Below are 14,519 nucleotides of genomic sequence, written 5' to 3' on the forward strand. Positions count from 1 at the left end.
TCCGTCGCATCGCCACCCGCTACGACAAGCTGGCCCGAAACTACGCCTCGGCCGTCGCACTCGCTGCCGTCATCGCCTTCTGGTGCTGATCGAGTCCAGACCCTAGGTCAAACCGGATGCTGGCTTCGCGGCGCTTATCTCTATTTCCTCGCTTTCGGTTTGTTCAGGGTTTCGCCGCGAGAGCGCGAGAATGAGCGCTGGCAGGATCAACAGGATGAGGAGCGGCGCCAGACTCATGCCGCCGACGACTACCAGCGCCAGAGGTTTCTGAACCTGGGAGCCGACTCCGTTGGAGAAGGCAGCCGGCAGGAGGCCGACGCCAGCCACGACGCAGGTCATGACCACCGGCCGGAGTTGCGTTCGGCAAGTGCGCAACATGGCCCTTACACGCTCTTCGCCCTCCGCGATCAGTGCATTGTAGTGTGAAAGCACGATGATGCCGTCCATGACGGCAATGCCGAGGAGTGCGATGAAGCCGATTGCGGCGGATACACTGAACGGTGTCTCCGTGATGACAAGCGCCAGGACTCCTCCGGCCGCAGCCATTGGGATGACACTGAGCGCCAGCAGCATGTCGATGGCGGATCCGAAGTTCATGAACAGCAGGATCGCAATCAGGCCAATGGCAATCGGAACTGTGATGGAAAGGCGCGCGAGGGCGCCTTGCATGTTGTTGAATTCGCCGACCAGCTCAAGACGATAGCCGCGCGGCAGAGAGACCTCGGTGTTCACACGCTCGCGTGCTTCCAGGATTGCGCTACCGAGATCGCGGTCGCGGACACTGAACTTCACCGGCAGGTATCGTTCCTGACCCTCACGGTAGATATAGGCCGGTCCTGAAACGAGAGCGACCTGAGCAACCTCGCTAAGGGGCACCTGCATCAATGTGCCATTTGGGCCCTGTCCCGAAATGCGAAGGGCACGGATCGAAGCCACACTCTGCCTGAATTGCTCGGCAAGGCGGATCACGATTGGATAGTGGCGATCTGAACCGCTGTCGTAGAGATCTCCAGCGCTGTCACCGCCGATGGCTGTGCGGACGGTTGCGTTGATGTCGCCAGGCGTCAGCCCATAGCGGGCCGCCCGGACGCGATCGACGTCGATCTGTACCGTTGGTTGGCCCAGGGATGTGAAGACACCGAGATCGGTTACGCCTGGCACTTGATGAAGAACTGCTTCGACGCGATTGGCGACCTTCGTAAGGGTCTCCAGATCTGGGCCGAAGACCTTGAAAGAGTTCTCTCCCTTGATGCCGGACACAGCTTCCGCGACGTTGTCCTGCAGGTATTGCGAGACATTGAACTCGATACCGGGGAACTCAACGCGCAATTTTTCGAGGAGGTCGCTGACCATCCTGTCCTTTGTCACCCCCGGACGCCAAGCCTCTGCGGACTTCAGCGGCGCGAAGAATTCGCCATTGAAAAATCCTGCTGCGTCCGTTCCGTCATCTGGTCGGCCGTGTTGTGAGACGACGCTTTCTACCTCCGGTACGGCCGCGATGATGCGGCGAATCCGATTGACGTAGAGATTGCCCTCTTCGAGCGAGATCGTCGCCGGCATGGTGGCGCGTAGCCAGAGGTTGCCCTCCTCGAGTTTCGGCAGGAATTCCAGACCGAGTTGACGTCCTGCCACGCCGACTCCCGCCAAGAGCAAAACCGCTAGGCCGAGAGTCAGGATGCGGTTGCTCAACGCGGCGTGGATTGCTGGCCGGTAGAGTCGATCAAGGCTGCGGACCAGGAGCGTCTCAACCTCTTCCACGTGGTTTGGGAGCAGGTAGGCGGAGAGGACGGGTGTGACCGTGAAGGTGGCGATGAGCCCCCCCAGGAGCGCGTACGCATAGGTCTGCGCCATTGGTCCGAAGATATGGCCCTCGACACCCGTGAGGGTAAAAAGCGGAAGAAAACCGGTCACGATGATGATGGCGGCGAAGACAATCGAGCGGCTCACGTCGGCGGAGGCCTGACGAATGCGCCCAAGCTTGCCGGCTAGGCCAGACTGGATGATGGTTCCTGTCGGGTCACCGTGACCCGATAGCCGCCGGAAGATGGCCTCAACCATAATCACGGTTCCGTCGACGATCAGGCCGAAGTCCAGGGCGCCGACGGATAACAGGTTCGCCGATTCGCCACGCAGCACAAGGATGATCACGGCGAAGAACAGCGCGAACGGGATCGTTGCAACCACGATGAGCGCACTGCGCAAATTGCCGAGGAATAGCCACTGGACGATCAGGATGAGCACGATGCCAACGAGCATGTTGTGCAGGACGGTGTGCGTCGTGACGGCGATTAGATCGGCTCGATCGTAGATCCGCTCGATCTTCACGCCCGGTGGCAGCAGTTCCATCGCCGCGATGCGCGAGACTTCCGCCTGTACAGCCTGGATCGTCGGCGTGCTCTCCTCTCCGCGGCGCATCAGGATGATGCCCTGGACGATGTCGTCGTCATCGTTCATGCCGGCGATGCCGAGGCGTGGTTGATGTCCGATCGTCACCGTGGCGACATCGCGAACGAGGACCGGTGCGCCACCGGATTGGGTCAGGACGGTGTCGGCGATGTCGTCGGTCGAACGGATCAAACCGACGCCGCGCACCACCGCGGATTGCGTCCCAAGGTTGATCCGGTTCCCACCGACATTGAGGTTGCTATCGTTGAGCGTCTTGACGACGCCCGACAGGGTCAGTCCGTAGGCGGTGAGTCTGTCGAGATCGATGGCGATGTCGAAGGTCTTCGTCTTACCACCCCAGCCGATGACGTCGATAACGCCGGGCACGGCACGGAAACGACGGCGCAAAACCCAATCTTGCAGAGATTTCAGATCAAGGACGCTGTAACCGGCCGGAGCAGTCAGCTTATAGCGAAAAATTTCGCCGATGGGGCTCACCGGTGAGATGGTTGGCTTGGCACCGTTGGGCAGCGCGTCGAGTTGGGCCAGTCGATTGAGAACCTGCTGCTCGGCCTCACGATACGTGAATTCAAATCCGAACTGTAGCTTGACGTCCGAGAGGCCGTAGAGTGAAACCGAACGAACCTGCTTCAGGTTTGGCAATCCGGAGGTGATCACCTCGATCGGAACGGTCACGTATCGCTCGATTTCCTCGCCCGACAGACCTGATGCCTGCGTGATCACATCGATCATGGGCGGAGTCGGATCGGGGTAAGCCTCGATGTTAAGAGTCCGAAAGGCTACGAGCCCGCACGCCAGCAGCAGGACAAACGCCAGCACCACCAGGGCACGCTGACGAAGCGCGAGTTGGACGAGTCCAGTCATTTGCGGTGGTTCCTGCGGGCGAGCGCTGACGAATCAGCCTCGGGTCAGCATCCGATCGATGAACAAGGAGCCGCGTGAGATGACGCGCTCGCCGGATACCAGACCTTCCAGAATCTCGATGTTGCTACCGTCGATGATTCCAGGTTTGACGATTCGGCTCTCGACCGAGTTATCCGGCTTCAGCACCCAAACGCTTGCCTTGCTGCCTTCAAGCACCACCGCCGCACGCGGAACGGACTGCGAAAGGCTCTCGCGTTCATTGATAATCCGAACCGTAGCGTACATCTCAGGTTTGAGAAGATTATGTATGTTTTCGATGTCGGCTCGAACAGTGATGCGTCTTGTAGCCGGATCAACCGAAGCCCCGATGAAGTTGATTCGGCCTTCGAAAATCTTCTCTGGATAAGCCAGCACGCGGAATTTGAGGCGCTCCCCAAGGTCGACCTTGGCTGCATCGGGCTCCCGCAATTGTGCGATGAGCCAGACCTTGGAAAGGTCGCCAATAATGTAGGACGGGTCGCCACCCGCGGTACCGATATACTGTCCCGGTCCGATCTTTCGCTGGATAATGGTACCCTTCAAGGGCGCGTTGATCGCTGTCTCGGGATTGATCGATCCCTTTTGAAGATTGGCGACATCGTCATCGCGCAGGCCGAGGATGCGGAGGCGATTTCGTACAGCCTCAAGACCTACTTCTGCGGTCCGCGCGTCGTTGGTCGCAGTGTTCAGATCGTTCTGTGCAGATTGCAGTTCGCGCAACGTTGTGACGCGGGAGTCGTAGAGGTCATGGAGCCGCTTCTCGGCAGCCTGCGCGTAGCCTAGTTGCGATCGTGTCTTTGCCAATACATTCAAAGCGGCCAGATAATCGTTCTGTGCCTGGACCATTTCGTTGGCTTGAATTGAAAAAAGGCGCTCACCCTTTTGCACCTGCTCTCCGGTCCGAGCGAAGATGGCAATGACTCGGCCCGGATAAGGTGAGAAAACCGGTGTCGCCTGATACTCATCGACACCAATCTTACCCTCAGTGGTGATCTCTTCGTAGAAGAGACGCTGTTCCACCGTCTCAACCTCAATGGCGGCGAGTTGATCAGCAGAGAGGACGAAACTCTTATTTCCAATAGATGGAGAGGGTACAGCTGACGGCGCCGGTGCTATCGCAGCCCCAGCGAATGTCCCGGAGAACCACAAAAGGGGTCCGATACAAATCACAGCAACAACGAACAAAAGCAGGATTTGAGTACGGCGCTGCAATCCGGAAAGTGGAGCGAAGGAGCCCTGTGGTTCGCTCATCATTTCGATCTCGGGCAACTTCGCGTTCGCGCACGTATCCAAAGCCATATTGGATCGCGGATCGGTCTCTAGAGGTCGGCTTCCCGGGGCACAAGCGAGTCCGGATCACTTTGGCTAGAGATCGCCTTTTGCTTCGCAGGTGTGGTCTTCGCGTCAGCTCTGGAAATGAGCGGACTGTTCCTCGGCTCCTTGGCTCCTCGGCCTGCGCCGCGTTATCCATTCCGTTCCGTAGCGCCCGTCATCGCGCGCCAGTAGCCTTTGACAACAAAACCCCGCATACCGAGGGGCTGCGGGGTGAAGTTGCGTCACATGGGTCCCTGGGAGGGACAGCTGGTATACTACATGCCATGTCGCAAACGACAAGACCAATGCTGAGGCTCCAGAGCTATTCTGCCTATGAAAAGCGGGAATTCCTGATAAATTTTGCAACCTTGTGGAAGCTCAGGATCGTCATTCCCACTCGATCGTACCGGGTGGCTTCGAGGTGATGTCATAGGTCACCCGGTTGATCCCCTTGACCTCGTTGATGATCCGAGTCGCAACGCGTCCGAGGAAAGCCATGTCGAAAGGATAGAAATCCGCTGTCATCCCGTCGACGGAGGTTACTGCGCGCAGGGCGCAGACATGGTCGTAGGTCCGGCCATCGCCCATCACACCAACCGTCTTCACCGGCAGGATCACAGCGAAGGCTTGCCAGATCGTGTCGTAGAGGCCGGCCTTCCGAATTTCGTTAAGGTAGATTGCGTCTGCTTTCCGGAGGGCTTCGAGCTTCTCCGGCGTAATCGTTCCCGGACAGCGGATGGCAAGACCCGGGCCCGGGAAGGGGTGTCGCCCCACGAAGGCATCGGGCAGACCAAGTTCCTTGCCGAGGACGCGGACCTCGTCCTTGAACAACTCGCGCAGGGGCTCAACGAGCTGCATATTCATGCGCTCAGGCAGTCCGCCGACGTTGTGGTGGGACTTGATGGTGACCGAGGGTCCACCCGTGAACGAAACGCTCTCAATGACGTCCGGATAGAGCGTACCTTGAGCGAGGAAGGCTGCGCCGCCAATCTTTTTCGACTCGGCTTCGAACACGTCGATGAACAAGCGGCCGATGGTTTTGCGCTTCTGCTCGGGATCGCTGACTCCGTCGAGTTCACCAAGGAAGAGCGCCTGTGCCTCTACGTGGACCAGGGGAATATTGTAGTGGTCGCGGAACAGGCGGACGACCTCTTCAGCTTCACCCATGCGCAAAAGGCCGTGGTCCACGAAAACGCAGGTAAGTTGTTCGCCGATCGCCTCGTGGATCAGGACTGCTGCCACTGCGGAATCGACGCCACCAGACAGGCCACAGATGACCCGCTCATTTCCGACCTGGGCGCGAATTTTCTCGATTGCCTCTTCGCGGTACGCGCCCATGGTCCAGTCGCCGGAGCAGCCCGCAATATCGCGCACGAAATTGCGGATCAGCAGTGCGCCATGCGGGGTGTGGGCCACCTCCGGATGGAACTGGACGGCGTAGTAGTTCCGCGCTTCATCGGCCACCGCCGCGAAGGGGGCATTCTTTGACATGGCGACGGTGGTGAAACCGTCCGGGAGCTTGGTTACGCGGTCGCCGTGGCTCATCCAGACGGGATAATGCTCACCGACATGCCAAACGCCCTTGAAGAGAGCGCAGTCCGACAGGATCTCGATCTCTGCCCTGCCAAATTCCGCATGGTGACCGCCTTCGACCTCACCGCCGAGTTGCGCCGCCATCGTCTGCTGCCCGTAGCAGATGCCGAAGACGGGAACACCGGATTCGAACACCACCTGAGGCGTGCGGGGCGATGCCTCGGTGGTCACCGATTCGGGGCCGCCGGACAGGATCACACCCTTTGGCTTAGTCTCCGCAAACGCCTCCGCAGCCTTGGTGAACGGCACGATCTCGCAGTAGACGCCCTCTTCGCGCACGCGGCGCGCGATGAGCTGCGTCACTTGGCTACCGAAATCCACGATGAGGATTTTGTCGTGTTCTGTCGTCATGGAACCGGAGTTAGACGAGGCCTCGATCCCGTGCAACGGACGAACCTGCAGAGCGGCCCCGCGACCGGTATCGGACTGGGGATGCGCGTGCCGCCGCGTTAAGCGGCTGTTCACCGTCAGCGGTCGAAACCCTGCTCCCCAGAAACGAACAGGAGCCTCCGCTGTGAGAGCCACCATCTTCGGGATTGCCGCCTTCGCCCTGACCGGGTTCGGAGCGACGTCGGCTTCAGCATTGCCTTTCGCCGCCGGCCTTTCGCCTGGCTCCAACGTCGAGCAGGCGCGTGTCGTTGAACGGACGATTGTCCGCGGGCCACGTTGCAAGACGGTAGTCACCAAGCGTCGTGGCCCATTCGGTCGCGTCGTAGTGGTGCGCAAGCGTCGCTGCTTCTGATCACCCACTCATCAAACGCTTCGGAATGGCCCCCCATGGGGCCATTTCTTACTTCAGCGGAGGCGTTCCAGGGTCGCGACGTAGAAACCGTCGGTGCCTGTGAGGGCCGGACTCATCTGGAGACCGTGGTTGGTCAAGCGAACGGCTTCAGCCAAACGGGGGGCCCGCTCCGCCAGGACCTCCTTTGCAGGAACTACAGCGAAGTCGTCCGGTCGTCGGCTGATGAAGCTGGCGATAGCCGTATCGTTTTCCTCGGGGAGCATCGAACAGGTGATGTAGGTGATGCGGCCGCCAAGGCGGACCAGCCGACTCGCTCGGTCGAGGACAGTGGCCTGATCCGCGACCCGCGATGTCAGCGCATTGGGGCGCAACCGCCACTTGGCGTCAGGGTTGCGCCGCCACGTGCCCGAGCCTGTACAGGGCGCATCGACCAGCACCCGGTCTGCCATCTCGTCGAGGTCGCCAAGGACGTCGGCGCGAGCCCTACCGGAGCGGGGCGTGCGGATTTCTGCGTCTGCGCCGGCGCGGCGCAGACGCTCGTGGATCGGTGCGAGGCGACGCGGATCGTCATCGCTTGCCACGAGACGGCCGGTCTTCTGCATCATGGCCGCCAAACTCAACGTCTTCCCGCCGCCGCCTGCGCAGAGGTCGATCACCGTCTCGCCCGGTCGCGCTCCGCTTAGGATACTCGCGAGTTGCGAGCCCTCATCCTGAATTTCGTACCACCCGTCGATGAACTCCCGTTCGACGTGAAGAGCGGGGCCGCGTCCATCTTCGCCGATGGGGATGCGCAGGCCGTTCGGGGAGTGCGGTGTCGGCATCGGCGCGAGATGAGCCAAGCCGGTCATGGCATCATCGCGACTGCGCTTCAGCGTGTTGATCCGGATATCAAGGGGGGCTCGGCGACCGAGGGCTCGTAGTTCCTCATGGGTCGCCTCTCCGAATGTCACCGCCAGGGAGGGCAGAACCCATTCGGGGACATCGCCGGCGACGTGCGCCGGAGCGTCCGCGAGCGTCCCGTCGGTCAAGCAGGCTCGCTCAGCAACCGTCAATAGCTCCGGGGCAAAGCGATCACCGGAGAACATCGTGGCGATTGTGGGCGCAGCGAGCCCGTGCTGGAGGCGCAGCATGCCGATGACCAGACTGCGCGGGCTCTCGTCGCCCATGATCCAGGCGGCGGAGGCGCGGCGGCGCAAGGTATCGTAGACCAGACTGGCGATGGCGGCGCGATCGCCCGATCCGGCAAAACGGTGGGCCAGTCCCCAATCCTTCAGGGCATCGGCGGCAGGGCGACGGCGCGAAGACAGATCGGTCAGGACTTCGATCGCAGCGGAGAGGCGGGCGGGCGGGGTCAAGCAGGGTCCTCGATATTGAAATAGCGCCGCGATATGGCCACGCTTCGGACGGCGGTCGGTCACAGTGCGGTCGAGCTTCCGGCGGGTTCACGGCTCAGCTTGAGCGACGGTGCCGCGTCGAACGCACTCGGAGCTTTAGAGAACTGCATGTCCCCCGTCATCCATCTCGGCCTTGCCAGCCTTCTCGCGATTGCCGTGGCCGCCTGTTCCACGGCCCCAGCCGCCCCCGATCTGTCACCGCCCCCGCCGCGCCGGCTGGATGCCAAGACCCAGCTCGAGTACGGCGCGCCGCCGCCTCCGCCGCCAGGGCATCGCTACTAGGATCGTGCCGCGGTTTCGCGGGCGCGCCGGTTCTCGTAAGCCTTGAGATGCGTATAGACGCGGTCGAGCATCGGATGCGCGACCGCGCCGGACGCGCGCGTGATCAGATCGCCGATGATGTGATCCGCCTCGATGCGGGCTCCGCCCTCGATGTCGCGCAGCATTGAGGCTGTGAAGGCGGATCCCGCAGCGGTCAGTGTCTTGCGGGTGTTGTCGAGTGCACTCCGGCGCGGCGCATAGCCCGCACTCTCGGCGATGGCGCGGCACTCCTCCATCAGCGCTTCGATGAACGGGAGGCCGCCCGGGGCGGCAACGATGTCGCCAATGGTGGCACGCATCAGGCATGTGGACCCGGCGAGCGTGGCCAGGAAGCTCCATTTCTCCCACATTTCCAATACCATACACTCGCTGAGCCGGGGCTGGAACGTGACGCCCTGCATCAGGATCTCGATGGCATCGACGCGAGCGGATCGGCCGCCGGAACGCTCGCCATAGGTCAACGTATGCAGCGGATTCATCTGGCGGATCTCGCCGGATGGCCCGAGCGTCGCCACGATCGCGCAGGAACCGCCGAGCACGCGGTCGGCGCCGTATACCAAGTCCAACGCGTCGAGGTGGCGCATGCCGTTGAGCACGGGGAGGATCGCGGTGCCGGGTCCGATGGCCGGTGCGACATCCGCGATGGCGCTGTCGAGATCATAGGCCTTGCACGAGAACAGCACGAGATCGAAGGCGCCACCCTGGCCGGCCGCCAGTTCGCGCGCCGTGACGGTCTGCGGCGCGGGAAGCTGGAAATGGCCGACCGGGCTTTCGACCACCAAGCCGGTGGCGGCGAGCTTCTCGGCCCGGGCCGGTCGGACCAGGAAGGTCACGTCGCGCCCGGCCTCGGCCAGGCGTGCGCCAAAGTACCCACCGGTGGCTCCGGCCCCGACGACGAGCACGCGCATGGTCGAATTCCTTCCCTGTTCGTTGGGTGAGTCTGAGCCGAAATGGGCGGTGGCGCTCCGGTGCCCTCGCCCGGGTTCAGGGGACGATCGGGCTGGCGAAGATGCGGACGGCGAAGACGATCCACATCGCCAGAAGCACCAGCGTCCCTGCCGTGTAGGCTTGGAAGCGATAGGGCACATGGTTGCTGGTGAGGTAGATTCCGGCGTGAACGAACCGGCTCGCGACGAAGACCCAGGCCAGAACGACGAAGAGCAGGTCCGCCTTGCGCGTCGCCAGGGCAAATCCGACGAGGACGTAGAACAGCACCGGGATCTCGAACTGGTGCGAGAAGGTGTTGGCCGCCTGCTGCGCCGGAGCGGGCCAGTTGCGCTGGCCCATCGCCAAGTCCCGGCCCTTCGCCGCGCCGCCTTGTACGGCGTCGAGACGGGCTCGACCGAGCCAGAACAGCAGGGCGAAGGTGAGGAACACCTGCGCGAAGACGGGCGCCAGGATGGCTTGGACGGTCACGCCGGACCTTTCGCGCGGTGGTGACCCAGGCAGCGTCACCTAGGCAGCGGTCACCTGGGCAGTGGTCATCTGGAGAGGGTAGGCCCCGATCCCGATCATCGCCTGCGCGGAGCGGCGACGACCGAGACCGGACGAGGATGGCGGCTCAGGCGCGACCCGGGTAGTTCGGGCTCTCACGGGTGATGGTCACGTCGTGGACGTGGCTCTCACGCAGACCCGCATTGGTGATGCGGATGAACTGCGCCTTCTCCTGGAAGTCGGGGATGGTCGGGGCACCGACATAGCCCATGGCGGCCCGCAGGCCGCCCGCGAGCTGGTGCAGCACCGCCGCCACGGGCCCCTTGTAGGGCACCTGCCCCTCAATCCCCTCGGGGACGAGCTTGTGGGTGTCGCTGACCTCGGCCTGGAAGTAGCGGTCGGCGGAGCCGCGCGCCATGGCGCCCACCGAACCCATGCCGCGGTAGCTCTTGTAGGAGCGGCCCTGGTGCAGGAACACCTCGCCGGGCGCCTCGTCGGTGCCGGCCAGCAGCGAGCCCAGCATGGCGACCGAGGCCCCGGCCGCGATCGCCTTGGCAAGATCGCCGGAGTATTTGATGCCGCCATCGGCGATGACGGGCACGTCGGCGCTCTGGGCCGCCTCGACCGCCTCCATCAGGGCGGTGAGCTGCGGCACCCCGACGCCGGCGACGATGCGGGTGGTGCAGATCGAGCCCGGCCCGATGCCGACCTTGATCGCGTCCGCGCCGGCATCGATCAGCGCCTGGGCGCCATCGCGGGTGGCGACGTTTCCGGCGACGATCTGGACGGTGTTGGAGAGCTGCTTCACCCGGCGCACGGCGTCGAGAACCTTGATCGAGTGGCCGTGGGCGGTGTCGACCACGATCACGTCACAGCCGGCATCGATGAGGCGCTCGGCCCGTTCGAATCCGCTGTCGCCGGTGGTCGTGGCGGCCGCCACCCGCAGGCGGCCCTGCTCGTCCTTGACGGCGCTCGGATAAGCGACCTGCTTCTCGATGTCCTTGACGGTGATGAGACCGATGCAACGATAGTGGTCGTCGACGACGAGCAGCTTCTCGATGCGGAACTGGTGCAGGAGGCGCTTGGCCTCGTCCTGGCTCACGCCCTCCCGCACCGTGATGAGCCGGTCGCGGGTCATCAGGTCGGCCACGGTCTCCGACGAGTTGGTGGCGAAGCGCACGTCACGGTTGGTCAGGATGCCGACGAGCTTGCCGCGCGAGCCGTTGGGGCCGCGCTCGACCACCGGGATTCCGGAAATGCGGTTCTGCTTCATCAGCGAGAACGCGTCGGCCAGGGTCTCGTCCGGGTGGATGGTGATGGGATTCAGCACCATGCCGGACTCGTATTTCTTGACCAGGCGGACCTGCTCGGCCTGCTCGGCCGGCTCAAGGTTACGGTGAATGACGCCCATGCCGCCGTTCTGCGCCATGGCGATGGCCATCGGCGCCTCGGTGACGGTGTCCATGGCCGAGGCCAGGATCGGCAGGTTGAGATGGATGGACCGGGTGAGCCGGCTCGCGATCTTCACGTCCGAAGGCATCACCGAGGAAGCGGCGGGACGCAGGAGGACGTCGTCGAAGGTCAGGCCCTCGATGATGGAATCTGCGGTGATGCGGGCCATGAACCAACTCCGGAACGGGTGCCTGCGCCGGGCCTTGCGGGCCGTCCGGCGTCAGTGGGTTGGCACGGGCCAGTATCACGCGGGGGGAACCGGCGCAAAGCCGCCGGTCAGCCTGCGCCACAGAAAAAGGCGCTCTGGGCGCCGTTCTCCGGTAAGGGTTGCGCCTAGCGCAGGCTATAGGGGGCGCCCGGCAGGCCTTCCGCCGGTCCCTTGTCGGTCCATTCCGGGGGCGCACCGACGTAATCGCCGAGGATTCCATCGAAACCGGGGGCGCGGCCAAAGGCTTCGCAATCCGGATCGAGGGGCGCTTCGCCTAAAGTCGTCACGCGGACGCGGTCGTAGGTCGGCAACGTGAGCGGTGCCTTGAACGGGTCCTGGCCGGTCGCGAGATAGAAGCCGAAATCCTGCCCGAACTCCCCGGCGAGGTCATAAGCGTCGCTGGCCGGCGAAAATCGCGCCTGATTGGTGAAGGCGTTGGTGGCACCGCCCCACACCATGGCGGCGCGCTGCGTGTTGCGGCTGTCGAGGGCCTCGGCCTCGACGGTCAGGCTTCCGAGCCCGATCGGGATGCGCGGGATCGGGATGCGCCCGACGGCCGTCGCGAACCCGGCGCCGAGCTGTGACGCGACGGTGATGCCGGCCGAGGTGGCGATCGTGGCGCCAGCGGCCGGCACGTTGGTGAGGTCGATGCGGGTGACGGCCGAGCGGACCGTCAGGTCGGCCTTCCGCCCGGACACCACGTCGTAGCGCAGGGACAACTCGTAGCAGAGGGCGCGATCGGCGGCGTTGGCAACGAGCTTGCGTTCCGCCGGCGTCAGACCGGGGGCGACCGCCTCCGGGAACGTCGTGGGCACGATCCGCACGGTCCGGGTCTGGGCCAGAGCTGCCTGATCGACGAAGATTCGCGACGAGCTGGCCGTTTCGTCGCTGGAGACCAGACGATCGTAGCGGGTCAGCGATCCGGCCTCGGTCAGGATCACGGTACCGCATCCGGCAACCGCGGCCGCCAGAGCAAAGCAGGAGACGAAGCCCGCCAGCCTGCGTCGATGTTCGAACCTCGGGAGCATCGGTGACTTTCTTGAGGACGCGGAGGAGAGCGCCCGGCACGGCTCCGAGGCGGAGTCGCGCGGCGCCCTATCATGCCGTCGAGCTTAGCGACTTCAGCAACAATGTGGAAAGCCGCGCGCCCCTCGGGAGGGCCAATGCTGACGGGATGTGGCCGCAGGGCCACGCTCGTCGGAGCCTCGAACCCTGCACGGACGGCATGGCATTTTCATCCAGCCGGATCCGTCACCGGCCGATCCCTTGCGATCGGCGACGAGACCCCAGCTAAGAAGCGTCCGAACCGCTCGCCGCGACATAGATGGCTCGAATGCGCACGTCCCAGATCGTCCCGCTCGTGGTCGCCACGGCCCTGTTCATGGAGAACACGGACTCGACCGTCATCGCCACGGCCCTTCCGGCCATCGCCCAGAGCCTGGGTGAGGATCCGATCGCCCTGAAGCTCGCGCTGACCGCCTACCTGGTCAGTCTCGCGATCTTCATCCCGATCAGTGGCTGGATGGCCGACCGGCTCGGGGCCCGAACCGTCTTTCGGGCGGCGCTGGCGGTCTTCATGGCCGGCTCGCTGGCCTGTGCGGCCTCGGATTCGCTGGCTGGCTTCGTCGCCGCACGATTCTTCCAGGGCATCGGAGGCGCCATGATGGTGCCGGTCGGCCGCCTCGTGATCCTGCGCAGCGTGCCGAAGAGCGAGCTCGTCAGCGCCCTCGCCTATCTGACGATTCCGGCGTTGGTCGGTCCGATCCTGGGGCCGCCGATCGGCGGTTTCATCACGACCTACTTCGACTGGCGGTGGATCTTCTTCATCAACATCCCGATCGGGATCGCCGGGATCGTGCTGGCGACGTTCTACTTCGAGAACATCCGCGAGGCGGAGCGCCCGCCCCTGGACGTCGTCGGCTTTCTGCTCTCGGGCCTGGGCCTTGCCACGGTGATGCTCGGGCTCGCCTCGATCGGGCGACATCTTCTGCCCGCCTTCCTATCCTGGGGCTGCCTCGTGGGCGGTATCGTGCTGCTGGTGCTGTACCGCCGGCACTCCCGGGGCATCGCCCACCCGGTGATCCGCCTCGACCTGCTGCGCTACCCGACCTTCCGGGCGGCGGTGACGGGCGGCAGCCTGTTCCGCATCGGCACCGGGGCGATCCCCTTCCTGCTGCCGCTGATGCTGCAGATCGGCTTCGGTCTCGACCCCCTGCGTTCGGGGCTCATCACCTTCGCGGCGGCGGCCGGCGCCCTGCTGATCAAGCTCATCGGCCCACGCATCCTGCGTACCTACGGCTTCCGTCGCGTGATGGTCCTGAATGCGCTGGTGGCCTCTGGCTTTCTGGCGGTGAACGGTCTGTTCACGGCCGAAACCCCGCACGCCGTGATCATCTGCGTGCTGCTGATCGGCGGCTGCGTTCGCTCGCTGCAATTCACCTGCGTGAATGCCATCGCGTATGCCGATCTGGAGACGCCCGACATGAGCGCGGCCACCAGCCTCGCCAGCGTGGCGCAGCAGCTCTCGCTCAGTCTCGGCGTGTCCCTCGGGGCCATGGCCCTGGAGGCGACGGCCGCCTATCACGGCCGCTCCGACATCGTGGCGGGCGATTTCGGACCTGCCTTCTTCGCGGTCGCACTGATCTCCGCCCTGTCGTTCTTCTCCTTCCGCCGGCTCAGGCCGGACGCCGGTGCGGAAGTGTCGGGGCACCGGATCGTCGCCGCCGAGCCCCGCAACGCGATGCCGTAGACC

9 protein-coding genes and 1 pseudogene are annotated in these 14,519 nt (G+C 63.9%); 2 read left to right on the forward strand and 8 right to left on the reverse strand.

Translation table 11 applies throughout. The features are described from left to right. Positions 1 to 89: pseudogene (locus ASF60_RS24795) on the forward strand (IS5/IS1182 family transposase); the annotation flags it as partial. Positions 90 to 102: 13 nt separating this feature from the next. On the opposite strand, the gene ASF60_RS19605 reads toward ASF60_RS24795, so the two are convergent. From ASF60_RS19605 to ASF60_RS19640, 8 genes are all read right to left on the reverse strand, one after another. Continuing rightward, a complete protein-coding gene (locus ASF60_RS19605; protein ID WP_056189047.1) occupies positions 103 to 3,270 on the reverse strand; it encodes an efflux RND transporter permease subunit in 3,168 nt (1,055 codons plus the stop codon). 33 nt (positions 3,271 to 3,303) lie between these two features. Beyond that, the gene (locus ASF60_RS19610; protein ID WP_244476773.1) at positions 3,304 to 4,578 is read right to left on the reverse strand and encodes an efflux RND transporter periplasmic adaptor subunit; all 1,275 of its coding nucleotides are present in this window, start codon (positions 4,576 to 4,578) and stop codon (positions 3,304 to 3,306) included. Between the two features lie 432 nt (positions 4,579 to 5,010). Next, positions 5,011 to 6,567, reverse strand: a complete 1,557-nt coding sequence (gene guaA, locus ASF60_RS19615) for a glutamine-hydrolyzing GMP synthase (protein WP_056189050.1) — start codon at positions 6,565 to 6,567, stop codon at positions 5,011 to 5,013. Between the two features lie 444 nt (positions 6,568 to 7,011). Next, entirely contained in the window at positions 7,012 to 8,313 is a 1,302-nt protein-coding gene (locus ASF60_RS19620; RefSeq protein WP_056189053.1) for an RsmB/NOP family class I SAM-dependent RNA methyltransferase, read from the reverse strand. A 317-nt stretch (positions 8,314 to 8,630) separates the two neighbouring features. Then, complete coding sequence (gene panE, locus ASF60_RS19625) at positions 8,631 to 9,581, reverse strand: 2-dehydropantoate 2-reductase (RefSeq protein ID WP_056189056.1); 951 nt, start codon at positions 9,579 to 9,581, stop codon at positions 8,631 to 8,633. A 76-nt stretch (positions 9,582 to 9,657) separates the two neighbouring features. Continuing rightward, positions 9,658 to 10,089, reverse strand: a complete 432-nt coding sequence (locus ASF60_RS19630) for an MAPEG family protein (RefSeq protein WP_056189059.1) — start codon at positions 10,087 to 10,089, stop codon at positions 9,658 to 9,660. Positions 10,090 to 10,234: 145 nt separating this feature from the next. Further along, a complete protein-coding gene (guaB, locus tag ASF60_RS19635) occupies positions 10,235 to 11,728 on the reverse strand; it encodes an IMP dehydrogenase (RefSeq protein WP_056189062.1) in 1,494 nt (497 codons plus the stop codon). A 164-nt stretch (positions 11,729 to 11,892) separates the two neighbouring features. Next, positions 11,893 to 12,795 (reverse strand): DUF3313 domain-containing protein, encoded by a 903-nt coding sequence (locus ASF60_RS19640; protein ID WP_056189065.1) that lies wholly within the window; start codon positions 12,793 to 12,795, stop codon positions 11,893 to 11,895. A 305-nt stretch (positions 12,796 to 13,100) separates the two neighbouring features. On the opposite strand from ASF60_RS19640, the gene ASF60_RS19645 reads away from it, so the two are divergent. Then, positions 13,101 to 14,516: an MFS transporter gene (locus tag ASF60_RS19645; RefSeq protein WP_056189068.1), complete on the forward strand. Its 1,416-nt coding sequence runs from the start codon at positions 13,101 to 13,103 to the stop codon at positions 14,514 to 14,516. Positions 14,517 to 14,519: the final 3 nt, after the last annotated feature.

It is taken from the genome of Methylobacterium sp. Leaf113 (assembly GCF_001423325.1).
Taxonomy (GTDB): Bacteria; Pseudomonadota; Alphaproteobacteria; order Rhizobiales; family Beijerinckiaceae; genus Methylobacterium.

Coding starts and splice junctions, on each gene's coding strand:
- ASF60_RS19645 (WP_056189068.1), top strand. CDS start 13,101: ATGCGCACGTCCCAGATCGTCCCGCTCGTGGTCGCCACGGCCCTGTTC.
- guaA (WP_056189050.1), bottom strand. CDS start 6,567: ATGACGACAGAACACGACAAAATCCTCATCGTGGATTTCGGTAGCCAA.
- ASF60_RS19605 (WP_056189047.1), bottom strand. CDS start 3,270: ATGACTGGACTCGTCCAACTCGCGCTTCGTCAGCGTGCCCTGGTGGTG.
- panE (WP_056189056.1), bottom strand. CDS start 9,581: ATGCGCGTGCTCGTCGTCGGGGCCGGAGCCACCGGTGGGTACTTTGGC.
- guaB (WP_056189062.1), bottom strand. CDS start 11,728: ATGGCCCGCATCACCGCAGATTCCATCATCGAGGGCCTGACCTTCGAC.
- ASF60_RS19640 (WP_056189065.1), bottom strand. CDS start 12,795: ATGCTCCCGAGGTTCGAACATCGACGCAGGCTGGCGGGCTTCGTCTCC.